Origin of the sequence: Arthrobacter sp. E44, from assembly GCF_041877125.1 — a bacterium.
Lineage (GTDB): Bacteria > Actinomycetota > Actinomycetes > Actinomycetales > Micrococcaceae > Arthrobacter.
The window spans coordinates 170,579-192,499 of the sequence record NZ_JBHDJA010000005.1; the positions used below are offsets into that span (position 1 = coordinate 170,579).

22 protein-coding genes are annotated in these 21,921 nt (G+C 64.8%); 8 read left to right on the forward strand and 14 right to left on the reverse strand.

Translation table 11 applies throughout. The features are described from left to right. Positions 1-172: 172 nt before the first annotated feature. Entirely contained in the window at positions 173-1,147 is a 975-nt protein-coding gene (locus ACETK3_RS06825) for an aldo/keto reductase (RefSeq protein WP_236801268.1), read from the reverse strand. Between the two features lie 302 nt (positions 1,148-1,449). Between ACETK3_RS06825 and fdhA the strand changes: the two genes are divergently transcribed. From fdhA to ACETK3_RS06850, 5 genes are all read left to right on the forward strand, one after another. Further along, positions 1,450-2,661 carry a formaldehyde dehydrogenase, glutathione-independent gene (gene fdhA, locus ACETK3_RS06830; protein ID WP_236801269.1) on the forward strand — a complete coding sequence of 404 codons (1,212 nt, stop codon included), beginning with the start codon at positions 1,450-1,452 and terminating at the stop codon, positions 2,659-2,661. A gap of 104 nt (positions 2,662-2,765) precedes the next feature. Next, positions 2,766-3,119, forward strand: a complete 354-nt coding sequence (locus ACETK3_RS06835) for a GNAT family N-acetyltransferase (protein WP_237429935.1) — start codon at positions 2,766-2,768, stop codon at positions 3,117-3,119. A gap of 260 nt (positions 3,120-3,379) precedes the next feature. Further along, positions 3,380-4,330: a serine hydrolase gene (locus tag ACETK3_RS06840; protein WP_236801271.1), complete on the forward strand. Its 951-nt coding sequence runs from the start codon at positions 3,380-3,382 to the stop codon at positions 4,328-4,330. A gap of 68 nt (positions 4,331-4,398) precedes the next feature. Beyond that, entirely contained in the window at positions 4,399-5,760 is a 1,362-nt protein-coding gene (locus ACETK3_RS06845) for an MFS transporter (protein ID WP_236801272.1), read from the forward strand. A 172-nt stretch (positions 5,761-5,932) separates the two neighbouring features. Then, a complete protein-coding gene (locus ACETK3_RS06850; protein ID WP_141160440.1) occupies positions 5,933-6,322 on the forward strand; it encodes a hypothetical protein in 390 nt (129 codons plus the stop codon). Between the two features lie 1,038 nt (positions 6,323-7,360). On the opposite strand, the gene ACETK3_RS06855 is transcribed toward ACETK3_RS06850, so the two are convergent. Then, a complete protein-coding gene (locus tag ACETK3_RS06855) occupies positions 7,361-8,449 on the reverse strand; it encodes an IS110 family transposase (RefSeq protein ID WP_141160439.1) in 1,089 nt (362 codons plus the stop codon). Positions 8,450-8,727: 278 nt separating this feature from the next. Here ACETK3_RS06855 and ACETK3_RS06860 point away from each other — a divergent pair, with 278 nt between their 5' ends. Further along, positions 8,728-9,471, forward strand: coding sequence for a dienelactone hydrolase family protein (locus tag ACETK3_RS06860; RefSeq protein WP_373992691.1), 744 nt, complete (start codon positions 8,728-8,730; stop codon positions 9,469-9,471). 66 nt (positions 9,472-9,537) lie between these two features. Here ACETK3_RS06860 and ACETK3_RS06865 read toward each other — a convergent pair whose 3' ends face one another. The 8 genes from ACETK3_RS06865 to ACETK3_RS06900 all read right to left on the reverse strand — a co-directional run bounded on the left by ACETK3_RS06865 (position 9,538) and on the right by ACETK3_RS06900 (position 16,906). Further along, the gene (locus tag ACETK3_RS06865) at positions 9,538-9,978 is read right to left on the reverse strand and encodes a hypothetical protein (protein WP_236801274.1); all 441 of its coding nucleotides are present in this window, start codon (positions 9,976-9,978) and stop codon (positions 9,538-9,540) included. Between the two features lie 241 nt (positions 9,979-10,219). After that, positions 10,220-11,515, reverse strand: coding sequence for a hemolysin family protein (locus ACETK3_RS06870; RefSeq protein ID WP_236801275.1), 1,296 nt, complete (start codon positions 11,513-11,515; stop codon positions 10,220-10,222). A gap of 54 nt (positions 11,516-11,569) precedes the next feature. After that, complete coding sequence (locus ACETK3_RS06875) at positions 11,570-12,328, reverse strand: SDR family NAD(P)-dependent oxidoreductase (RefSeq protein ID WP_236801276.1); 759 nt, start codon at positions 12,326-12,328, stop codon at positions 11,570-11,572. A gap of 18 nt (positions 12,329-12,346) precedes the next feature. Beyond that, positions 12,347-13,192, reverse strand: a complete 846-nt coding sequence (locus ACETK3_RS06880; RefSeq protein ID WP_236801277.1) for a fumarylacetoacetate hydrolase family protein — start codon at positions 13,190-13,192, stop codon at positions 12,347-12,349. A gap of 37 nt (positions 13,193-13,229) precedes the next feature. Next, positions 13,230-14,201 (reverse strand): aldo/keto reductase, encoded by a 972-nt coding sequence (locus ACETK3_RS06885; RefSeq protein WP_237429937.1) that lies wholly within the window; start codon positions 14,199-14,201, stop codon positions 13,230-13,232. A 1-nt stretch (position 14,202) separates the two neighbouring features. After that, positions 14,203-15,096 carry an amidohydrolase gene (locus ACETK3_RS06890; RefSeq protein WP_373992692.1) on the reverse strand — a complete coding sequence of 298 codons (894 nt, stop codon included), beginning with the start codon at positions 15,094-15,096 and terminating at the stop codon, positions 14,203-14,205. After that, complete coding sequence (locus tag ACETK3_RS06895) at positions 15,096-15,524, reverse strand: RbsD/FucU family protein (protein WP_237429939.1); 429 nt, start codon at positions 15,522-15,524, stop codon at positions 15,096-15,098. The genes ACETK3_RS06890 and ACETK3_RS06895 overlap by 1 nt, the downstream gene beginning before the upstream one ends. Beyond that, complete coding sequence (locus ACETK3_RS06900) at positions 15,521-16,906, reverse strand: L-fuconate dehydratase (protein ID WP_237429940.1); 1,386 nt, start codon at positions 16,904-16,906, stop codon at positions 15,521-15,523. Before ACETK3_RS06900 ends, ACETK3_RS06895 begins: the two co-directional genes overlap by 4 nt. 131 nt (positions 16,907-17,037) lie before the next feature. Between ACETK3_RS06900 and ACETK3_RS06905 the strand changes: the two genes are divergently transcribed. Further along, entirely contained in the window at positions 17,038-17,853 is an 816-nt protein-coding gene (locus ACETK3_RS06905; protein ID WP_237429941.1) for a FadR/GntR family transcriptional regulator, read from the forward strand. Beyond that, positions 17,846-19,192: an alpha-L-fucosidase gene (locus ACETK3_RS06910; protein ID WP_237429942.1), complete on the forward strand. Its 1,347-nt coding sequence runs from the start codon at positions 17,846-17,848 to the stop codon at positions 19,190-19,192. The genes ACETK3_RS06905 and ACETK3_RS06910 overlap by 8 nt, the downstream gene beginning before the upstream one ends. An 82-nt stretch (positions 19,193-19,274) precedes the next feature. On the opposite strand, the gene ACETK3_RS06915 is transcribed toward ACETK3_RS06910, so the two are convergent. From ACETK3_RS06915 to ACETK3_RS06930, 4 genes are all read right to left on the reverse strand, one after another. Beyond that, the gene (locus ACETK3_RS06915; protein ID WP_236821390.1) at positions 19,275-20,027 is read right to left on the reverse strand and encodes a metalloregulator ArsR/SmtB family transcription factor; all 753 of its coding nucleotides are present in this window, start codon (positions 20,025-20,027) and stop codon (positions 19,275-19,277) included. 55 nt (positions 20,028-20,082) lie between these two features. Then, complete coding sequence (locus ACETK3_RS06920; protein WP_237429943.1) at positions 20,083-20,481, reverse strand: hypothetical protein; 399 nt, start codon at positions 20,479-20,481, stop codon at positions 20,083-20,085. Next, the gene (locus ACETK3_RS06925; RefSeq protein WP_237429944.1) at positions 20,421-21,329 is read right to left on the reverse strand and encodes a mechanosensitive ion channel family protein; all 909 of its coding nucleotides are present in this window, start codon (positions 21,327-21,329) and stop codon (positions 20,421-20,423) included. Before ACETK3_RS06925 ends, ACETK3_RS06920 begins: the two co-directional genes overlap by 61 nt. Before the next feature lie 72 nt (positions 21,330-21,401). After that, a complete protein-coding gene (locus ACETK3_RS06930) occupies positions 21,402-21,809 on the reverse strand; it encodes a DUF1304 family protein (protein ID WP_236801284.1) in 408 nt (135 codons plus the stop codon). Between the last annotated feature and the right edge of the window lie 112 nt (positions 21,810-21,921).

Here is a 21,921-nt window from a genome sequence, read left to right on the forward strand (position 1 = left end):
GAGAGCGGCCGCTTGCTTCAGCCGTAGCAACCACCCTACGCCAGCCCCGCCCCGCCGTCGTAAATTCCCGCCAGTGGCGCCCTTCCAGTGTGGGCGGCCCGGACCCGCATAATCGTTGCCGGCCTTCAAAGGGGATGCGGGTCCGGGCCGCCAGCAGCGGGGTCCTGGATGGTTACGTGTCGATGGTGGACATGTTCGGGTAGCGGGCACCGGCCGTTGCCCCTGCGGGCGCCAGTTGGTCCAGCAACTGGAGGTCCTCCACACCAAGTTCGACGTCCACGGCGCCAAGGTTTTCGCGCAACCGTTCCCGTTTCTTCGTGCCGGGGATCGGGACCACGTGCTCGCCCTGCGCCAGCAGCCAGGCGAGCGCAAGCTGGCCCGGTGTACAGCCCTTCCGGTCGGCCAGCTCCTTGACCCGGTCCACCAGCTCCAGGTTGCGGGTGAAGTTTTCGCCCTGGAAGCGCGGGGAGTGTTTGCGGAAGTCGTCCTCGGCAAAGTCATCCACGCTGCGGATCTGCCCCGTGAGGAAGCCGCGGCCCAACGGGCTGTAGGGGACGAAACCGATGCCGAGCTCCGCGAGCACGGGAAAGACCTTGGTCTCCGGCTCACGCTCCCACAGTGAATACTCGGTTTGCAGTGCCGTGATGGGGTGCACCGCGTGGGCCCGGCGGATGGTCTCTGCCGACGCTTCGGACAAGCCCAGGTGCCGGACCTTTCCGGCCTGGACCAGTTCCGCCATGGCGCCCACCGTGTCCTCGATGGGAACGGTCTTGTCCACCCGGTGCTGGTAATAGAGGTCGATGTGGTCCACCCCCAGCCGCTGGAGGCTGGCATCGCATGCTGCCCGGACGTATTCGGGGCGGCCGTTGATGCCCACCCACGAGCCGTCCTCGCGGCGCTCATTGCCGAATTTGGTGGCCAGCACAACACTTTCGCGGCGCCCGGCGATGGCACGGCCCACCAGCTTTTCGTTGGTGAAGGGGCCGTACATGTCGGCGGTGTCCAGCAGCGACCCGCCGGCGTCCAGGAACTCGTGGATGGTGGCGATCGATTCCTGCTCGTCGCCGTCGCCGTAGAACTCGCTCATGCCCATGCAGCCAAGGCCCAGGGCGGAAACTGTCAGTTGTCCAATGGTGCGTGTTTTCATGCCGTTCTCCTCAAGGTGGAACTTGCTTGGGAACCGGCCAGCCGGCGTTCTTGGAGGCCGGTTGGTGCAGCGAAGGCCACTATAGGCACTTCCCCTGTGAATACTCCGGTAAACAAGAGGCTTCCTACCCCTAGACCGGTTAGGGGGCCGTGCCTAGACTGGGCGAATCCCCACCCGGGAACCGGTATCTGACCACGCCAAGGATCAGTAAGCACCAACGGGCCAGGGCTGTTTCCCCGAGGGGTGTCCCACCTACCCAGATCATGGCCGTCCCACCGGACGCCTGACTATAGGAGTGATAGATGACAGGGAACAAAGCCGTTGCCTACAAAGAAGCGGGCAAGGTAGAAGTAATCGACATTGACTACCCAACGTTCGAGCTCAAGGACGGGCCAGGGGTCAACCCCGCGAACGTGGGACGCCCGGTGAACCACGGGGTGATCCTGAAGACGGTGGCCACCAACATCTGCGGCTCGGACCAGCACATGGTCCGCGGCCGCACCACGGCCCCGCCCAATCTGGTGCTCGGCCATGAAATCACTGGCGAAGTGGTGGAAGTGGGCCGGGACGTCGAGTTCATCAAGGTGGGCGACCTGTGCTCGGTGCCGTTCAACATCGCCTGCGGCCGCTGCCGGAACTGCAAGGAACGCAAAACCGGCATCTGCCTGAACGTGAACCCGGACCGCCCGGGCAGCGCCTACGGCTACGTGGACATGGGCGGCTGGGTGGGCGGCCAGGCCAACTACGTCCTGGTGCCCTACGCGGACTGGAACCTGCTGAAGTTCCCGGACAAGGACCGTGCCATGGAGAAAATCATGGACCTGGCCATGCTCTCGGACATCTTCCCCACCGGGTTCCATGGTGCAACCACGGCCGGGGTGGGCGTTGGCTCCACCGTGTACATCGCCGGCGCTGGTCCAGTGGGCCTCGCAGCGGCCACCAGCGCACACCTGCTGGGCGCCGCCGTCGTGATTGTGGGCGACATGAACGAGGGCCGGCTGGCACAGGCGCGCAGCTTCGGCTGCGAAACCGTGGACCTCACCCAGGGCGAGCCGAAGGACCAGATCGAACAGATCCTGGGCGTGCCGGAAGTCGACTGCGCCGTTGACGCGGTGGGCTTCGAAGCCCGCGGCCATGGCAAGGGCGCGCAGGAAGCACCTGCAACCGTGCTGAACACCCTGATGGACATCACGGCGGCGGGCGGTGCGCTGGGCATTCCCGGCCTGTACGTCACGGGCGATCCGGGCGGCATCGACGAGGCAGCCAAGAAGGGCTCCCTGAGCCTGAGCCTCGGCACCGGCTGGGCGAAGTCGCTGAGCTTCACCACGGGCCAGTGCCCGGTGATGAAGTACAACCGTCAGCTGATGATGGCCATCCTGAATGACAAGGTCAACATCGCCAAGAACGTCAACGCGAAGGCGATCCCGCTGGAGGATGCACCCAGGGGCTACGCAGAGTTCGACGCCGGCGCAGCCACCAAGTACGTCCTCAATCCGAACGGCTACTTGAGCTGATCCGGCGGTAGTGCCTTCAGGGAACACCGCTTGCGGAAATAGGTGCTGCCCGTGCAGGGTTAGGCTTTGCACGGGCAGCACCACCCGCAAACAAAGGAGTTCCCTTGAGCGACATCACCATCCGCCACAGCCCCGAGCGCGAGCGCTTCGAGCTCCTGGACGCCGGCAACGTCATTGGCAAGGCGGCGTACAAGGAGTACGACGGCGGGGAGTCGCCGCAGCGGATTTTCTACCACACGGTGGTCAACGAGGAATACGGCGGGCAGGGACTGGCCGGCCGCCTGGCCACGGCTGCCCTGGACAGCACCGTGGAGTCGGGCATCGCCGTCGTTCCCGTGTGCCCGTTCATCAAGAAGTTCCTGGCCAAGCACCCTGAATACCTGGGCAGCGTGGCTGCGGTTACCCCGGCGCACCTGGAGTTCCTGGAGACAGCGCTCGCTGCCCGCACCCGCGGATAGCCGGATTTCGGCGCGCAAAGCCGCAATCGACGCGCATCTTCCCTGGCGCGCCCACAATTTGGTGCGCGCAGAGTAACTGGCGCGTCGACATGGATTTCGCCCGTCGCTGAGGATTCCTCTGGGTCTCAGCAAGGTGGCGCGGAACACCTGCAGGCCTTCAGGAAGCTCCCAACCTCCGGTGATTTAATCGGCAACGTCAGCGCGGCTCATGGCCGCGCTGACGTTGTTTGTATTTATCGAGGCGGGACAGGAGCCCTTGTATGTCCGAGCACCCCTTGGTGCCCACACCAGGCCGCGATGCTCCGCCGCCCGCACCGCGCAAACCCGGTCCCGGCAAGCCCGGTTCCAGCAAGGCCCAGGGCAACCGACGGCTGCTGATCCTGGCGCTCATCGTGGTCCTGGTGATCGTCGGCACCATCACCCTGGCGGTGGTCCGGTCGGAACCGCGGTCGGGTGCAGTGCTCCCCACCCCGCCGGCCGTGCCCGCGGCGCCGGTGGCGGCAGCCCCGCCCTCGTTGCAGGACAGCGTGGACAACATCCTCAGTGAAGCGGACGAATACAGGATCGGGCTGGCGCTCGCCGACGTGTCCGGCGGCGCAGAACGGACATTCGGGGATCAAAGCACCTTCACGGCAGCCAGCACGGCGAAGATCCTGACCGCCGCCGCCTTTTACCACCTGGTGGAGGAAGGGCAGGCCAGCCTGGACGCACCCATGGGCGACTACGACGCCGCTTTCCAGCTCAAGGCCATGGTCAATGACAGCAACAACGATTCCTGGCTGCTGCTGATGGACGCCGTGGGTTACCCGCAGCTGATCGCCTACGCGGACTCCATCGGTGTCACGTATGACCCCGAACAAAACCTCCTCACCGCCGCGGACATGGCGTTGATCCTGAAGAAGCTGTACGCGGGGGAGCTGCTGGACAAGGACAACACGGACCAGTTGCTGAGCTACATGCAGGACACCAATGACGAAGACCTCATTCCCGCTGGTTCACGGGCGGGAGTGGACGTCCACCACAAGTACGGGGAGGTGTCCGGCGAACTGCATGACGCAGCCCTGCTCAGTTACGGCGGGTCCACATTCGCGCTGGTGATCTACACGGAGAACCCGGACGGCGTGGCGGATGAGGACCAGGCGGAGGTCATCCGCGACCTGACCCGGGCGGTGGAGGACGCGCTGTTCCCGGTGGGCCTGGCCGGCAAGTAGCGAACGCCACACCGCGCCGGGAGGCCGCCGAGTCGTCCCCGGCGGGCGCTGTGGGCCAGACTGTTACCGTGAGCAACAAACCCCGGACTGCCCTGGCCGTCGCCGGCCTCAGCCTGGGTACGGCACTGAACCCGCTCAATTCGTCCATGATCGCTGTCGCCCTGGTGGTGCTGCGCGCGGACTTCGGGCTCGACGTTGCTGCCGTTACCTGGGTTATTACCTCCTTCTACCTGGCCTCCGCCGCCGGCCAGCCGGTCATGGGCAGGCTGGCAGACCGGTTCGGCCCGCGCCGGATGTTCATGCTGGGCATGGCGCTGGTGGCTATCACGTGTGCCCTGGCTCCGCTGGCCCCGAACTTCGCGCTGCTCTGCGTCGCGCGGGCGGTCATGGCGCTGGGCACCGCCACGGCCTATCCCAGCGCCGTGGTGATGGTGGGGGCGCTGGCCCACGAGGCAAAGGTTGATACGGCACGTCCGCTGGGCCGGCTGCAAATGGCCAACACGTCCGCAGCCGCGGTGGGTCCGGTCGTCGGCGGCCTGCTGGTGGGCTTCGTGGGCTGGGAATCGCTGTTCCTCATCAACGTTCCGCTGGCACTGGCAGCGCTGCTGATCGTGCGGAAGGCCGCGCCACCCGACAAGGTCCGGGAGCACGGCAGCGTGGCAGAGCTGGTGCGGGACTCGGACGTTCCCGGCATCGCTGGCTTCATCGGTGCCCTGCTGCTGGTCATGATGGCGGCACTGAACGTGGCGCCGGACTATCGCTGGCTGATGCTGGCCGCCGGAACCGTCCTCGCGGCACTGTTTGCCTGGCGGGAGTTGCGCTTTGCCAAGCCGTTCCTGGACCTGCGGCTGCTGGGCCGGAACCGGCCTTTGATGCTGATCTACCTGGCCTTCGCCGTGTTCAGCAGCGTCTACTACTTTGTCTTCTTCGGCCTGCCCCAGCTGCTGCAGGAAGCCGGCGGCTACGATCCCGGCGTCGTGGGCCTGCTGATGTTGCCGCTGGCGGGCATGTCCGTGATCGCCACCCCGTGGGCCGTCTCCGCGATGGGAAGGTTCGGGGTTCGGCGGGTGCTGCTGGCCGGCGTCGTCCTTTTGACCGTGGTGGCGGCGCTGATGTGGCTGCTGACCGGGACACTGGCGATCCCGTTCGTGGTGGTCCTGACCGCGCTGATGGGCGTGCCCTACGGCACCGTGAGCATCGCCTCCAACCAGGGCATGTTCCTATCCACCCGGCCCCAGGACCGCGGCGTCGCTGCCGGCATCTACCAGACCTGCCGCTACGTGGGCGCGATTACCGCCACGGTGATGATCGGCGTGTTCGCCGCCGGCGGGGTGCACCAGGAGAGTTGGATGCGAATGGTGCTGGCCATGCTGGTGCTCTGCGCCCTGACGTTCGGGATCTCCGTGTTCTGGCGGCAGCAGAAGGCGTAGCCCTATCCCTGGGAAGGGGCCGGGGCCCCTAGGAAGCGCCCGGGGGAGGGTGCCATGCTGGGATGCTTCTATATTCGTCAAGCAGCGGCTGGATTCCATCCGAGGAGTCCCAACGCGCAGGGGAAGGACCGGAACGTGCGCCCAGCACCCCGTGCATCCTGTGGAGCTAGGCTTGGGCTTCGAGCAGTCAAAGGAACTGCGGCCAAACAATAGGGGGACGGGCTTGGGAAGCGGGCAGCATGAAGGCATTGGTTTCCGTGAGGTGAGCAATGGGGACGGTACGGTACCGGCGACCATGACCGCGGCAGCGGCCGAAGAGATCGGGCCTTCGCCCCGGACAAAAAATCCTTTCATCATCATCCTGTGGGCGTTGTCAGGAGTATTGATCCTGGGCGGATTGTTGGCACTTCTGAATGGCTCTTTGGAGGTGAGCATGACCCAGCGGGTCAGTATGGCCGACATCCTCTTCACCTTCGCACCGCAAAGTGTCTTCATCGGCGTCACTACCGTTATCGCACTCATGTTCTGGCACGCTTGGCGGTGGCAACGAGGACAAGGTTAGTGGGGCCTGGCCTCTAGATATCGGCAGGTGATCAAGCAGCCCTGCGCGGGGGAAACCAGGCTCGCATTCCAAAGTATTCAGATCGAACACGGCGAGGGCAGACCGACCACGAGGCGAAGTTCCTTGCTCAATAACAATCCCGAAATGCCAAGAAAAGGGACGAAATCCCTCTTGACTTAAGGTGTTCTACCGATAGGCTTTTATCACTTCGCAGGACAAACCCTTCAAAGGGCTCCGATATAGGTCTCATTTTTTGACGGAGAAGTCTTACGGACAAAAACTCATTGCCATATCGGTGAACAACCCTGGGGGGAATCATGAGAAATGCAATCACGCGCGCCGCTGCCATAGTCACGATTATAGGAGGGTCCGCGTTCTCCGGTATGGCAGTCGCCAGCGCCGCTTCGCCTTCCCCTGATGTGGTAGGGGTTCTCCAAACCGAAAGATTCAGGGCCGAGCGCAATTGTCAGGATCGGTACCAGCAGTTGCTCAACAATTACGCGGTGATCGTCACGCCCTGTACCCATGTGGGCGGTGCCTTCGGAGAGTATTACCTGCAGTTCCGGATGACGTAGCCCGAGGAGGATCCATGGTTGGGGGCCGCCTGCCGCGTGGCTCCCAACTTGGCTTCTGTCAGCCCTTTCCGCGGCTAGGGGAGTGGAGAACTTGGGCCAGTCCGATGTGCGACAAACCCGCGGACAGTCCCAGGTAAACCTAGATTTCTCGTCCATTGGGGGCTAAGATCTATTTACTAAATAGGGGGAGAAATGCTAAGTCGAATTAACCTTTTGCCTGTTTGGGCGAAGATTCTATGTCTTTCCTGCCTTGCATGTGGCGTCATCTTTATTATAGTCACATTGGTGGCGCTTGGTCGCGGTTCGGAGGTTACTGAATTACTTTTTAATCTACTGCTGATCGCCGCTTTCGTTGGGCTTGCAGCTGCGGTCGCTTCGAAGGCTAAGCCGCCGGCTTCAAGTCGAGACGGACACAACTCAGGAAAGCGGCGAGGACCCCTTTTCTTTTAGACCTTTAGCAGATCTAAGAGACTCCCTGCCGCGGGCATCCCGCTGCAGGTAAGGATTCCTGTGCGGCATTTAGGGTTCGATAGATTTGCCGCGTTATGTAGCGCTTGAGGCTTCGGATGATTTCCTTCTTAGTTCTGCCTTGGCTTGTTCGCTTCGTCACGTAACCTCTGGTGGCAGGGTCCCGGTTCATTCTGATGAGGGCGATAGTGTAGATCGCTTTGTTGAGTTGGCGGTCGCCGCTGCGGTTTAGTCGGAATCGTGTGGTGCCGCCTGATGAGGCCGGGACCGGGCAGGTGCCGGCAAGAGCTGCGAATGCGGCTTCGGAGCGCACTCTTCCGGTGTGTGACCAGGCTGTGAGGATGATTGCGGCCAGGACCGGACCAACGCCGTAGACATCGAGGAGACACGGCTGGACTTGCTTCACAAGGATCTCAAGTTCTGCGTGATTCCTGGTCATTTGCTCCTGCAGTGTGAGGATCTGCTTTGCGAGGCGTATTGCTTCGCGGCGGCAGGTTTGGACTCCGAATTCTTCGTCTCTTTCCCGCCATCCTGCGATGGTACGGGTCTGGGTGACGGTCAATGGTTTCCGGGCGTCCATGCCGAGGTCTACGACGCGTAGGAGAGCCGTGAGTGCGTTGATGGCTGCGGTGCGTTCTCGTGCCATGGTGCGGCGTGCGTTGGAGAGGATCCGTAGTGCCATGTGGTTCTGCCCGGACCGGGGTTCTCGGAGGCGGTCCATAGGTATGCTCAGCGTCCCTCGTGCTGCCCGCGCTGCGTCGATGGAATCGGATTTTCCCTGATATCTCCCGAGCCGTTGGTTCGGGACGGGCGCTTCGGTGACTTGAAATCCGGCGTCTGTGGCCTGCTGCCGGAGTTTGGCACCGTACGAACCCGTTCCCTCCATAGAGAGTAGAACCTGTCCAGGAGAAGCTTCGGTGCGGCGCAGGACCCAGGACAGTGCGCGACTGCCTGCGGCTGCGGTGGCCGGGAATGTTTCGTTCGCGACTTCTCCACCGCTGCCGGTTTCGATGATGGCGAATGTATGCGTTTTGGCGTGGGTATCGATGCCGACGACGAAACCGAAGTGCTCTGCCACAATCATCTTTTCCTCCTGAGTTCCGAGAATGGAAACGCGTCGGTGGGTTACGGCGTGGCAGGTCTGTAATGGGCCACACCCGGTGCACGGGTGGGCATGCTTCTAATCAGGCCAGCGCTGTAGACACAACCGATGCTGGGCCCGGCCAGGGCGGACATATCCAAGAAAGCGCACTCCGAAATACTGAGCTCGGAGGCAAACCCATGGGTGAGTCACACCCCAGCCCGGCCACAGCACCAGCCTGCCAGCCGCTCACTGAGCAACCGGGTAAAGACTTACAGCCCATGGGAAACATGATGACTCTTGGCAACGCCGAAACCTCGGTCCAGGCGTACGTCAGTGAACCGGCCGGGACGCCCAAGGGCGGGCTGGTGGTGGTCCACGAAGTGTGGGGCCTGGTGGGGCACACCAGGGACGTGGCAGACCGTTTTGCTGCGGAAGGCTACCTGGCGGTCGCCCCGGACCTGCTGTCCGGAGCCGGGGGTGTGCCGGATCTCAGCGGGGAACTGCAGGAGGCCGCCTTTGATCCCCAACAACGCAGCAATGCCCAGCCGCGCCTGCGCAAGCACATGGCGCCCATCCGTTCCCCTGAGTACGCCAAGCACGCCGTCGCTGCGCTGCACGTGTGTTTCGACCACCTGGAAGGCGTGGCCGGACTGACCGGCCGCGTCGCCGCAACGGGCTTCTGCCTGGGTGGGACGTACACGTTCTCGTTGGCCGTTGCCGAACCCCGGCTGCGCGCCGCCGTCCCCTTCTACGGGCACGCCGAATTCAAGGACGCAGAGCTGCGCGCGATCAACTGCCCCGTCCTGGCCTTTTACGGGCAGCAGGATGCAGCCCTCATGGAGGAGCTGCCCGGGCTGAAAGTACGGATGCGGGCAGCCGGGGTGGACTTCGAAGCGGTGGTGTACCCGGGCGCCGGCCACGCCTTCTTCAAGGACACCAACAAATACACCTACAACGCGGAAGCCGCCGCCGACTCCTGGACCCGCACGCTCGCTTTCCTGGAGCGGAGCCTGGAGGAGTAGGAGCGGCGGCTGCTTGCGCTGACGCCCGGCCACGAGCCCTACCAGCAGGGTTTGCCGAAACCCGGATCAGTGGCAGTGGTGTGCCTCACGGTCGTATTGGACCTTGTCACCTGTCTGGTGGGAGTCCTCCCGTTCCCAGCACTGCCGGCTACCGTCCGTGGTCTGCTCCCGGTAGTGCTGGCCCCTCTCGATGAGCTGCCCGTCCCGTACGAGTGTGTGCGAGTGCGTCTGGGTCCTGATGGCGGTGAGAACAGTTCCGCCGTTGGTGGCGGTCAGGGTGTCCGTGTAGTTGCTGGCGGACGAGGTGGACTGGATGCCGCTGCGGGTCGAAACCTGGTGGGTGAGCGCGGTCCCAGTGCGGCAGTCCTGGTAGCTGCCGTAGACCGTGCACTCGTTGAACTTGGTGACGTCCGCGCCGTTGCTGCCCGCGGCCTGCGCGGGGGCTGCGAAGGCCGCAGCGCCAAGGGCCAGGGCGGCGCCGATGAGGGTGGTACGTTTCGTGAACATGGCCATGTGTCCTGCCGGGGTAAGGGAGCACGTGCCCTGTGCCCCGATGGTGCAGCGGAAACAGGCCCCCAGCCGCTCCTGGCCCCAACGGCCAGCCGCCCCTTAACTGTGGGTGCCGCCCGCTCCCGGCCGTAGGGCCATTGGTCCCATGAGGGAGCCGGTGCGGCTTAGGAGCGGCGGAGCCACCCCGGGCCGCTGGGAGCAAAAACCTTTGGGCCGCCGTCGTACTCCTTTCAACCAGTCAGCCGGACTGGTTTGGGGTTGGCGTGACGCGGACCCGGGCTATCCGCAGCCGGTCCATGCTGAGGACCGTCAGGACGTAGCCGGGGATCTGGACCCTGTCGCCTGCAGTGGGGAGGCGGCCCAGTCGGTCCATCATGAACCCGGCCACTGTCTCGTAGTGGCCCTCCGGCAGGGCAATGCCGGACGCCGCGGTGAACTCCTGGAGGATCAGGCCCCCGTCCACGTCGATGGTGCCGTTGGCCATGCTGACGCGGTCCTCATGCTCTGCGCCGGTGTCGTACTCGTCGTAAATTTCGCCGACCAGTTCCTCCACCAGGTCTTCGAGCGTCACCACGCCGTCCGTGCCGCCGTATTCGTCCACCACCAGCACGATGTGCTGGTTCGTCCTGCGCATCCGGGACAGCGACGGCAGTACCCGGTTGGTCCCCGGCATGGCAAGGATCTCCCGGACGATGTCGCGCACCGGCGCCTGGTCCTGCACTTCGCCGCCCGGCATCAAATCGCGGATGTGCACAAAGCCCAGGACGTCGTCGGGACTGCTGCCAATGACCGGGAATCGGGAATAGGGGCCGTCGCGTACCATTTTGCGGGCATCGGCGATGGTCATGGCGCCGTCGATGAAGATGACCTCCGTGCGGGGACGCATCACCTCCTGCAGGGTGCGGTCTCCGGCACCGAACACGTCGGCCAGGATGCGCCGGCTGCTCTCTTCGAGCATTTCGTTCTCTGCCACCATGTCCCACAGTTCCTCGGAAGTGATGCCCGGCCGCTTGGCGCGTGGGTCCCCGCCGAAGAGCCGGACGGCGGCGTCGGTGGAGACGGACAGGAGCCAGATGGCGGGCCGCATGATCCTTGAAAGGCTGATGAGCGGCGGGGCCAGGACCCTGGTGAAGGCGACGGGGCTTTGCAGCGCCAGCCGTTTGGGCGCCAGTTCGCCCAGCACCAGGGACAGGTAGGCCACCAGCAGGGTCATGCCGATGAAGGACACGGGCCCGGCCGCCGCACCCAGTCCCAGGGCTTCCAGGAGGGGGACGACGCCGGGTGCGATCGCCGAGGCGCCGTAGGCTGCCGAGAAGAACCCGGACAGGGTCACCCCGATCTGGACCGTGGAGAGGAACCGGTTGGGGTTGCGGGCCAGGGCTGCTGTCCGGGCCCCGGTGTCGCCCGACTTTTCGATGCGGCGCACCTGGCTTTCGCGCAGGGACACCAGGGCCATCTCCGCCGCGGCGAATACCCCGCCCAGCAACACGAAACCGAGAACCAACGCGATATTGACCAGGGCACCGCTGTCCATGACACGACCTTACCGAGCTACGGGCCCGGTGGCGCGTGCCTGTTGCCGTGCTGCTCAGGAAACGGCAGGGCGGGGCCGAAGCCGAAGTGCCTGCATCCCTCCGTCCACTGCCAGGTCAACTCCGGTGGTGGACCCGGAGAGCGGGCTGGCAAGGTAGACCACAGCTCCCGCGACTTCCTCCGGGGAGACCAGCCGGCCGTGCGGCTGGCGTGCTTCCAGCGCCGCCCGTTCCGCGGCGGGATCCGGTGCGCTGGCGAGGAGCCGTCCGATCCACGGAGTGTCCGCAGTCCCCGGGTTCACGCAGTTGACCCGGATGCCCTCCTGCAGGTGGTCGGCGGCCATGGCCAGGGTGAGTGACAACACGGCCCCCTTGGTTGCGCTGTAGAGGGCCCGCTGGGGGAGCCCGGCGGTGGCTGCAACAGAGCAGGTGTTGACGATCGCCGCGTGGCTGGACCGGCGCAGGTGCGGCAGGGCAGCCCTTGACACGCGGGCCATGCCCAGCACGTTAATGTCGAACACCCGGTGCCACTCGTCGTCGTCGTTGTCCTCGATGGTGCCCTGGGCACCCACCCCGGCATTGTTGGCCACGACGTCGATCCCGCCAAGCTGCTCCGCAGCCTCTTCGATGGCCCGGCGGACGGAGGCGTCGTCGGAGACGTCGCAGTGGATGGCTTTGACTCCCGCCGGTGCGTGGTCAGGGTTAAGGTCCAGTACCGCGACCTCAGCCCCGCGCTCCTGGAGCAGTTTGGCTGTGGCGGCCCCGATCCCCGACGCTCCGCCGGTGACGATTGCCTTGATTCCCGCAAACTCCATTGTTTGGTCCTTTCGTGATTAGCCCTGGAAGAATTCCTGGCGCTGGCGGCCCAGTCCAGCCACTTCAAGTTCGACGACGTCCCCAGCCTTTAGGTAAGGGAAACGTCCGGACAGGGCCACTCCCTCCGGGGTGCCGGTGCAGATGAGGTCCCCCGGCTCCAGGACCAGGAACTGGCTGAGGTCATAGATCACCTGCTCCACGCCGAAGATCAGGTCGCGGGTGGAGGAGTCCTGGCGGATTTCGCCGTTCACCCAGCTGCGAAGCCGCAGGTCGCGGGCATCCACCTCGTCGGGGGTCACCAGGTAAGGGCCCGTGGGGCAAAAACCCGCGCAGCTCTTTCCCTTGGACCACTGGCCGCCGGATACCTCCAGCTGGAACGTCCGCTCCGACAGGTCGTTGACGGTGACGAAGCCCGCGATGTAGTCGAGGGCCTGGGAGGGGGAGTCCAGGTAGGAGGCGCGCCGCCCGATGACCACGCCAAGTTCCACTTCCCAGTCGGTCTTGGTGGAACCGCGTGGAATGGCCACCGCATCGAACGGCCCGGCCACGGTGTTGGGGGCCTTGTGGAAGATGATGGGGACCGAAGGGGGTGCGGAGCCGGACTCCGCGGCGTGGGCTGCGTAGTTCATGCCCACACAGATCACCGAGGACGGCCTGGCGATCGGGGCACCGATCCGGGCTCCGTCAACGGCGAGTTCCGCCAGTTCACCGGCGGCCAGTGCTGCTGCCGCCCGTCCTGGCCCATCGGATTCCCAGAAGTCGGCGTCGATGTCGCGCGTCACGCGCTCCAGGGAGTAGTACTTCTTGTCGTGGAGCACGGCAGGGGTTTCCTTGCCGGTGGCACCTATGCGCGCAAATTGCATTCGTTTCTTCTTTTCTCGGTAGTACGTGATTGTGCTTTCAGGCGATCAGTCCGCGCTCGCGCAGGTCAGCCCACAACTCTGTCGGGACGCTTTGGGCGGCGAGGTCCAGGTTTTGCTTCACCTGCGCCGGCGTCCGCATGCCAAGGACGACGCTTGTCACGGCGGGGTGCTGGTACGGGTAGTGGAGGGCGGCCGCCGGCAGGGTGGTCCCGTGCGATTCGCAGATGTCCGCCAGCAGGTTCGCCCTGTCCAGCAGTTCCTGCGGGGCAGGTGCGTAGTTGTAGGTGGCGTTGGCGGCTGGGCGTTCCTTGGACAGCAGCCCGGAATTGAAGACGCCGACATTCACCACGCCGACGCCGCGTTCCACGCACGCCGGGAGCAGGTCCCGTGCCGCGCCTTGCTCCAGCAGTGTGTACCTTCCGGCAAGCATGATCACGTCGATGTCCGTCTCGGTGACGAACCGGTGGAGCATTTCGGACTGGTTCATGCCGGCACCCCAGGCGCCGATCACCCCTTCGTCGCGGAGCGCGGACAGGGCCGGGGCCGCGCCTTCAACGGCCTCGGTCCAGTAGTCGTCCGGGTCATGGATGTAAACGATGTCGATCCGGTCGGTGCCCAGCCGTTGCAGGCTTTCCTCTATAGAGCGCAGCACTCCGTCCCGTGAGTAATCGCGGACCCGGTGGACATTGTCAGGCACGTCGAAGCCCTCCGTGTCCTTGCCTCGGGGCGACGGGTTGGGCCGCAGCAGCCGCCCAATCTTCGTGCTGAGCACATAGCTGTCGCGGTCCTTCCCTGCCAGCGCGGCACCCAGGCGCCGTTCGGAAAGTCCCAGCCCGTAGTGCGGCGCGGTGTCGAAATAGCGCACCCCGCCCTCCCAAGCCGCGGTGACGGCGTCGACCGCTTCCTGTTCGGGTACCTCCCGGTAGAGATTGCCGATCGGTGCCCCGCCGAAGCCGAGCACCGGCAGCTGGACGTCAGTACCGGGAATGGTGCGGGTTTCTGCGCGCATGTCAGTCCTTCTCCTCTTCTGGGCTTGCCTGTTCTGCTGCCGTTTCCAGCCTGTAGACGCAGACTGCGGTCTCCTGCGCAACCTTGCTGCGTTCGCCCTCCGACGCGCCCGCCATCGCGTGCTCCACCGTGGTGATCCAGTCAAGGTAAGCACCGGGGTGTGACAGGGAGACAGGGAAGTCGCTGCCGACCATGCAGCGCTCCGCCCCGAAGAGAGCCAGCGTTTCCTGGATGAACGGCAGTGCCTGGGGAGCCAGGGCACGCTCCGGGTCAGCTTCTGCGCCGGCACCGGAGATTTTGACGACGACGTTGCCGCACCGGGCCAGCTCCTGCATGCCGTTGCGCCAGGCGGTGAGCTCTCCGCTGGCAATGGGCGGCTTGCCCATGTGGTCCAGCACGATCGCGAGGCCGGGCACGCGGCGGGCGAATTCGGCCAGCGCTGCAAGCTGCCACCAGCGGACACACGCGTCGAAAACCAGCCCGGCGCCGGCAACCTGCCGTGCTCCCGCCAAGGTGTCAGGGTGCAGCATAAAGGGTTCGTCCCGGTCCTGGAACAGCTGCCGCACGCCGCGGACCAGGGGCCGTTCCAGAAGTTGGCCAAGGTCCTTCTCCACGGCTTCGCCCTTGCTGATGGGGGCAAACGCCACGATCCCGGCCAGCTGGGGCCAGTCCGTCCGAATGCCCGACACCCAGTCCACTTCCTTCAGTGCCTGGTCATCACGGCAGTCGGCCTGCACGAAGACGGCGCCCCGCGTGTTGTAACCGTCGTACGGAAGATCCGTCGGCAGGAAAGGCTTGTTCAGGGCCGGAGCCTCGGCCAGCCAGGCGTAGTCCAGCACGGCCGGATCCCAGACGTGGACGTGTGAGTCAACCACCTGCAGTGAAGGCACCTTCATCAGGCCGTGCCGTCGGGCCGCACGCCGATGGTGAGCAGCAGATTGGCGTAGTGCCGGGTGTCGCCGCTGGCAATGACGACGGCGACGTTGGGCGAGCGTGCGGCGTCATAGAACTCGAAGCGCTGATGGGACGTGATGGGGACTTCCGTGCCCAACGTCCGTTCGTAGCCCTTGACGGCCTCCGTCCAGTTTCCGTCCGGCGGGGTCATCACTGCCGCGGCCTCCAGGGGGACGGCGTCGACCAGGACTTCGAGGATCTGGTCAATCGTCAGCAGGCCGGGCCGCAGGTTCAGGGCAATGCGACGGGCCGATGCGGCTGCTCCGGTGTTGTGCGGGTAGTTGGCGTCGGCAACAAGGATCTGCGAGCCGTGGCCGGATTTCGCGAGAGCGGCCAGCAGTCCCGGATGGGTCAGGGTGTAGTTGATCATGCCTGCGCCCCAAGCCGTGCACTTGCGAAGGCAACCTGGCCGGGTTGGTTGCCCGCCCGCCAGGCCTGTTCCGCCTGGCCGCTGTGGGTTCCTGACCAGTAGCTGCCATAGGGAAAGGCATATTCCTGCAGCGTCTCCTGCTTGAGTTCGGCCGAATATCCAGGATTTGCCGGCATCACGTAGGCGCCGTCCTTGATGATGCACGGGTCCACGAAATGCTCATGCAGATGATCGACGAACTCGGTCACCCGCCCCGTCAGGTCACCTGACACCGCGATGAAGTCGAAGATTGAGAGGTGCTGGACCAGCTCACACAGACCCACCCCGCCGGCGTGCGGGCACACCGGAATGCCGAACTTGGCCGCCATCAGCTGGACTGCGAGTACTTCGTTTACACTGGCGAGCCGACAGGCATCGAGCTGGCAGTAGTCAATCGCGCCGGCCTGGAAGAGCTGCTTGAAGAGCACGCGGTTCATGCCGTGTTCGCCCGTGGCCACTCCGATGGGCTGTACAGCCCTGCGGATCTCGGCGTGCCCCAGGACATCATCGGGACTGGTTGGCTCCTCGATCCACAGGGGGCTGAATTCGGCCAGTTGCTTCACCCAGTCGATAGCCTGCGGAACATCCCACACCTGGTTCGCATCGATCATCAGGTTGGCGTCGGGACCGATCACCTCCCGTGCAATTGCGAGGCGGCGGATGTCATCCTCCACGGATGCGCCCACTTTGAGCTTGATGTGGCGGTAGCCCTGGTCCACAGCCTCCTGGCACAGCCGTCGGAGCTTCTCGTCGGAGTAGCCCAGCCAGCCGGCGGACGTGGTGTAGCAGGGGTAGCCGGTTTCAGTCAGTTGCCGGAGGCGCTCGTCCCTGGTGGGGGCAAGGCGCGTCAAGAGGCCCAGCGCTTCTTCCCGGGTGAGGGCGTCCGAAAGGTAGCTCAGGTCGGCGGCGTCAACAATTTGCTCCGGGGTCATGTCCGCCAGGAACCGCCACAGGGGCTTCCCTGCCTGTCGTGCAGCGAGGTCCCAGACGGCGTTCATCACTGCGCCGAGGGCCAGATGCTCCACGCCCTTGTCTGGTCCCAGCCAGCGCAGCTGGGAATCGCGCTTGAGCTCCCGGTATGTCTCCCCGAGGTGGAGTCCGATCTGGTCGGCGTCACGTCCCATGAGGAGCCGGGCCCTCAGTTCGATGGCGGCGGCGCAGATTTCGTTGCCGCGGCCGATGGTGAACGTGAACCCGCAGCCGTACAGTGTGGGGTCGTCTGTCCTCAGCACGATGTAGGCGGCGGAATAGTCGGCATCATGGTTCATGGCATCCGAGCCGTCCGCCGACAGCGACGTGGGAAACCGTACGTCAAACACATCGAATCCGGTGATCTTTGGCAAGCGATTCCCTCCGGTCCAGAAAGTCCAGGTGACTTCCCCGCGGTCACCTTTACATCTGATGAATTTTGGTCTTTTCCGTGACACTATAGGACGCAGCCCGGTTTTCCAACCAATAGATCGGATGAAAGTGTATGAATGATAGATCCGCAGGAGGCGTCGGGGCAGTGGACCTCGTGTCCGGCGGCCCTATGTCGCAAACCGACGTCGTGATCACCGGTGTAAAGCACATGCTCTCTTCCGGTCGGCTGCGGCCGGGGGACCGGCTGCCCGTTGAAAAAGACCTTGCTGCGGAGTTGCAGGTGTCTCGTGGGTCCCTGCGTGAAGGGGTCCGTGCCCTGTCCACCATGGGGATCCTGGAAACCAGACAGGGTGCCGGTACTTTCGTCACCACCCTGGAGCCCTCTGCCCTACTGTCCGCCCTGGAATTCTGGGTGGGCCTACAGGATGGAGAACGGGCCAACCAGGTGCATACAGTGCGACGCGCGCTTGAGACCGAGGCCGCTGCTGCAGCCGCCGTTTCCATTACCGAGCAGCAACTGGAGCAGGCTGGGCACATCCTGGATCGGGCACACGCCGCCATTCATGCCAAACCCGTCGATCATGACGTAGCCATGCAATGCGATCTTGAGTTTCATCGGCTGATCGCGGAGTCATCCAGGAACCATGTGCTGTCCGCCCTAATTGAAACGGTCTCCACCACGACAGTCCGCGGACGGATGTGGCGGTCAATCCATGATGCTGCCGGACTGCGGACTACCCATGGCGAGCATCTGGGCATTTTGGAAGCACTGAGGCGGCACGATGCTGACCGTGCCCGGACCAGAATGGCTAACCATCTGTATGCCGTGGAGGACTACGTCACGGCCATCCCGGACCGCGAACTCCAGAATCCTGCCGTCACGACGAATGTCCACAGCACACCAAGAGTTGGAGTGAAAAATGACTGACAGCACGGCCACGCCTGAAGAGTGGGACAACCTATCCCGGCCAGTCCCGGAGTGGTTCCAGAATTCCCCCTTCGGCATCTTCATTCACTGGGGCGCCTACTCCGTCCCCGCCTGGGCGGAGCCGATCGGCGCCCTTGGCACCATAGATGATCACGAGTGGTTCAAGCACAACCCTTACGCCGAGTGGTACTACAACACCATCCGCATTCACGGCAGCCCTGCCCAGCAGCACCACCAGGAAGAGTTTGGGGGCGAGGACTATGACGCCTTCCTGGACCAGTGGAAGGCCGAACAGTTCGATCCGGCGGACTGGGTGGAGCTGTTCAAATCCGCCGGAGCTGATTACGTGGTTCCCACCACGAAGCACCACGATGGCATTGCCCTCTGGGACGCCCCGGGCACGGGGGAGCGGAACACGGTCCACCGTGGTCCCCGCAAGGACCTGATCGGCGAGATTGCCCGTGCCGTGGAGGACAAGGGGCTGAAGCTGGGCCTGTACTACTCCGGTGGCCTGGACTGGCACGTGCGCCCCTTCCCGCCGCACACCACCAGCGAAAGCGTCCACGATACGTCCCGCCCCAAGGACGCCGGCTACGCGGAGTACGCCTACAACCACGTAGTGGACCTGGTGGACAAGTACCGTCCCCACGTCCTGTGGAACGACATTGAATGGCCCGACGCCGGCAAGCACTTTGGCGAGCATGGGCTGGGAACGCTGTTTGAGCACTTCTACTCCGCTGTTCCGGACGGGGTCGTCAACGACCGTTGGGGCGCTACCCACCAGGATTACGGCACCAGCGAGTACGAAGCCGCCAGGGAAAACGAGTCCGAATCCGAGTGGGAGAACTGCAGGGGCATCGGATTCTCCTTCGGCTACAACCAGGTGGAAGGCCCGGAGCAGTCGTTGACGGGCCAACAGTTGGCCCGCCACCTGACGGACGTCGTATCCCGTGGCGGCCACTTCCTGTTGAATGTCGGTCCGCGGGCTGACGGCACCATCCCCGAAATCCAGCGCAATGCCCTGACCGACCTCGGAAAGTGGATGGCCACCGCCAAGCAGTACCTCGTGGGGGCCCGCCCGCTTCAGGACGGTCCGGGGGCAAGCGGCGGTGACTCCTGGATCCGCTGGGTGGACCGCGGAACGGAGGTGGTGGCCTTCGTTGACTCGCTGGACGACGGAACGGAAGCCGCCTTGAAGCTGGACGCGGGCGGGTTCGACGTGGCGCGGGCATCGGTGGAGGGGCCCGGCGGAACTGTCGAGGCCGCTGCAGATGGACTCAAAGTCACCCTGTCACCCGACCGGCCCGGCCCTGCCATCGTCCGCATTCCCCGGACGTAGTCCCGGAAGTACCTCCACGACGGCGGCCGTCCCACCTCGGGGCGGCCGCCGCCGTCGCGCCTTCCACGTATGCCCGTGCCTTTTACGTGTACATCAGCGAGCCGGGCGTGGTGAGCTTCTCGCCGGTCTCCAGCCACGTCTTCAGGCCGGACAGGATCATCGGCCAACCGCCGTAGAGCTGTTCGTTGGCGCCTTCTCGCAAGTCGCTGTGGGTGACGGTGAGGTGGCAGGAATCGCCCACCGGCTCGATTTCCCAGGTGATTTTGGACGTGCCCTCAGCCTTAACGTCCTCGCCCCATAGCGCCCGCATGGTCTGGACCAGTCGGCGGGGCGGGTCCACCTCAAGGTTCTCGCCTTCGCCCAGCGCTGCCCCTGCCTTCGGGTTGCCCATGACAAACCGGCCGCCGGGGGACCAGTCGGCCTCAAGGGTGTTGCCGAACTGGTACTTGCTGCGGATGTCGCTGTCCGTGATGGCTTCCCAGAGCCGTTCGGGCGTGGTCTTGATGTAAATCTCAAAGATCTTTTCCATGGGACTTTCCAATCTGGATTTGAGGTCGCTGAGGGCAGCGGCCCATGGTTCTGCATATTTGCTGACCCAGCGGTCGTGGACCAGCCGGATGGGAACCGGATTCAGGAAGTGCAGCTTCTCCCGTCCGCGACGACGGGTCACCACAAGCCCGGCGTCCTCCAGGATGCGGAGGTGCTTGGCGATCCCGAACCGGGTCATGTCGAACCGTGCCTCAAGTGCGCTCAGGGTCTGGCCGTCCTCGCGGAACAGCTCATCGAGCAGGTCCCGGCGGGTGGGGTCGGAGAGTGCCTTGAACACGTCGTCCATGGCAGCAATGATAGGTGACCAATTGGTCACCTATCAAGGGTTTTTCGAGGCGAACTCAGTTTCGGGAGGCCAGGTTCCTGTCGCGCTCCTCGAAGACCTCCTCACCCGGTCCGGAGAAGGCGCGCGACCGCTCCACCGCCTCAATGGAACCGGTGAACAGCTGCGACTCGTGCGGATCGGCTGCGCGGGAACCCGCGGCAGCGGGGGACCCCAGCCCGCGCAGTGGTGACCGGCGCCGGTTGCCCGTGCCGCCGTCGTCCGCTGGATTCCTGTCCGCTGCCTGCTCCCAGCGCTGGTGCGGCAGGGCCTCCGGGTGGTTCTGCTGGAGGAAGGTGACCATGGTTTCGCGCACCAGGCAGCGCAGGTCGAAGAGCGCGGCGCTGTCCCCGGCGCTCACCAGGATCCGGACGCGGACGAACCCGCCGGTGGCATCGGTAATCTGCAGGACTCCCACGCGTTCGTCCCACAGCTCGGTGCCGGCCAGGGCCCGGCGAAGCTCGGTGCGCATGTCCTCCACGGGGGGAGCCAGTCGAGGTCGAACTCCACGGTTCCCATCACCTCGGACTGGCGGCGGGTCCAGTTCTCGAACGGCGTGGTGGTGAAGTAGGTCGAGGGCAGGATCAGCCGGCGGTCATCCCAAAGATGCACCACCACGTAGGTGAGCGTGATTTCCTCGATCCGGCCCCATTCCTTCTGCACCACCACCACGTCGTCCACGCGGATGGCGTCGGTGAAGGCCAGCTGCATACCGGCGAAGACGTTCACCAGGGACGTCTGTGCGGCCAGGCCGGCGACGATGGAGATCACGCCGGCGGATGCCAGCAGTCCGGCACCGAGCGCCTGGATGGCGGGGAAGGTCAGCATGGTACTGCCGAGGGCGAGCACCACCACCAGCGCCACGGCAATCCGGCGGGCCAGGATCATCTGCGTGCGAAGCCGCCGCGCCCGCCGGTTGTCCGCCACGTCCACGCTGTGCCGGTTCAGCACCACGGCCTCAACGATCAGCAGCACCGCAATGACCAGCCAGGCGAGGGCACCGATGAGGGCAATCAGCAGGAAATGGTCGACGGCGGCGTGCCAGCTTTCGCTTCCCACCGTCAGGCCCAGCGCAGTGCGGACGCCCACAAGGCACAGCGCCAGCCGCAGCGGCTGGCGGGCCACCCGGGAGGTGGCCTGCAGCTCAGGCCGTTTCCGGTTCAGGCGGAGGACCACCTTGCGGAGCAGCCAGGACAGTGCGAGTCCGGCCAGCACCGCCAAGGCCACGGCGATAAAGGGCAGGGCGGGGTTCAGGACATCTAGCATCTCTTAACGTTTATCAAGCCGTTGCCGGGCCGTCGAAATCGGGGGACTGCCGTGGCGTGTCCACTGCCGCCGCTAGGGCCCCAGGGGCAGGAGGAGCAGGGCCAGCAGGGCTGGAACCGTGGCGGCGAGGGTCCCCGGAACGCTCTCCCACTTCCTGGGGTAATGCCCCTGGAGGTCTGCCAGCAGCATGGTGGGCGCGGTGAGGACCATGTTGGCGCAGCAGTAGGCCACCAGTGTGTAACCCACCACGAGCTGGCCCGAGTTGGCGGCGACCACCCCGGCGATGACGCCCAGCGCGATCACCAGGTTTTTGTACCCGGTGGGAATGGCCCACATCATCACGGCGGACACATTCTCGGGCGGTGTGCTCAGGAACTTCTGCGCCCACCGGCTGCGTCGAAGAAGGAAGCTCTCCACCGGAAACACGAAGATATAGATGAGTGCGGCGAGTACCGCGAAGATCTGTGCTGCGGTGTTCATGCTTCGAAGATTAGGAGCGGCGCCGCTGTTGCTCCATCCCCACGGAAGGGGATTGCCGGGCACTGCCGCTCAGCGGTGCCGACCGCAGGGGCCCCAACCGAGTCCCCTTCGG

Coding starts and splice junctions, on each gene's coding strand:
- ACETK3_RS06825 (WP_236801268.1), bottom strand. CDS start 1,147: ATGAAAACACGCACCATTGGACAACTGACAGTTTCCGCCCTGGGCCTT.
- fdhA (WP_236801269.1), top strand. CDS start 1,450: ATGACAGGGAACAAAGCCGTTGCCTACAAAGAAGCGGGCAAGGTAGAA.
- ACETK3_RS06840 (WP_236801271.1), top strand. CDS start 3,380: ATGTCCGAGCACCCCTTGGTGCCCACACCAGGCCGCGATGCTCCGCCG.
- ACETK3_RS06855 (WP_141160439.1), bottom strand. CDS start 8,449: ATGATTGTGGCAGAGCACTTCGGTTTCGTCGTCGGCATCGATACCCAC.
- ACETK3_RS06860 (WP_373992691.1), top strand. CDS start 8,728: ATGGGAAACATGATGACTCTTGGCAACGCCGAAACCTCGGTCCAGGCG.
- ACETK3_RS06865 (WP_236801274.1), bottom strand. CDS start 9,978: ATGTTCACGAAACGTACCACCCTCATCGGCGCCGCCCTGGCCCTTGGC.
- ACETK3_RS06870 (WP_236801275.1), bottom strand. CDS start 11,515: ATGGACAGCGGTGCCCTGGTCAATATCGCGTTGGTTCTCGGTTTCGTG.
- ACETK3_RS06875 (WP_236801276.1), bottom strand. CDS start 12,328: ATGGAGTTTGCGGGAATCAAGGCAATCGTCACCGGCGGAGCGTCGGGG.
- ACETK3_RS06880 (WP_236801277.1), bottom strand. CDS start 13,192: ATGCAATTTGCGCGCATAGGTGCCACCGGCAAGGAAACCCCTGCCGTG.
- ACETK3_RS06885 (WP_237429937.1), bottom strand. CDS start 14,201: ATGCGCGCAGAAACCCGCACCATTCCCGGTACTGACGTCCAGCTGCCG.
- ACETK3_RS06890 (WP_373992692.1), bottom strand. CDS start 15,096: ATGAAGGTGCCTTCACTGCAGGTGGTTGACTCACACGTCCACGTCTGG.
- ACETK3_RS06895 (WP_237429939.1), bottom strand. CDS start 15,524: ATGATCAACTACACCCTGACCCATCCGGGACTGCTGGCCGCTCTCGCG.
- ACETK3_RS06905 (WP_237429941.1), top strand. CDS start 17,038: ATGAATGATAGATCCGCAGGAGGCGTCGGGGCAGTGGACCTCGTGTCC.
- ACETK3_RS06910 (WP_237429942.1), top strand. CDS start 17,846: ATGACTGACAGCACGGCCACGCCTGAAGAGTGGGACAACCTATCCCGG.
- ACETK3_RS06915 (WP_236821390.1), bottom strand. CDS start 20,027: ATGGACGACGTGTTCAAGGCACTCTCCGACCCCACCCGCCGGGACCTG.
- ACETK3_RS06925 (WP_237429944.1), bottom strand. CDS start 21,329: ATGCTAGATGTCCTGAACCCCGCCCTGCCCTTTATCGCCGTGGCCTTG.
- ACETK3_RS06930 (WP_236801284.1), bottom strand. CDS start 21,809: ATGAACACCGCAGCACAGATCTTCGCGGTACTCGCCGCACTCATCTAT.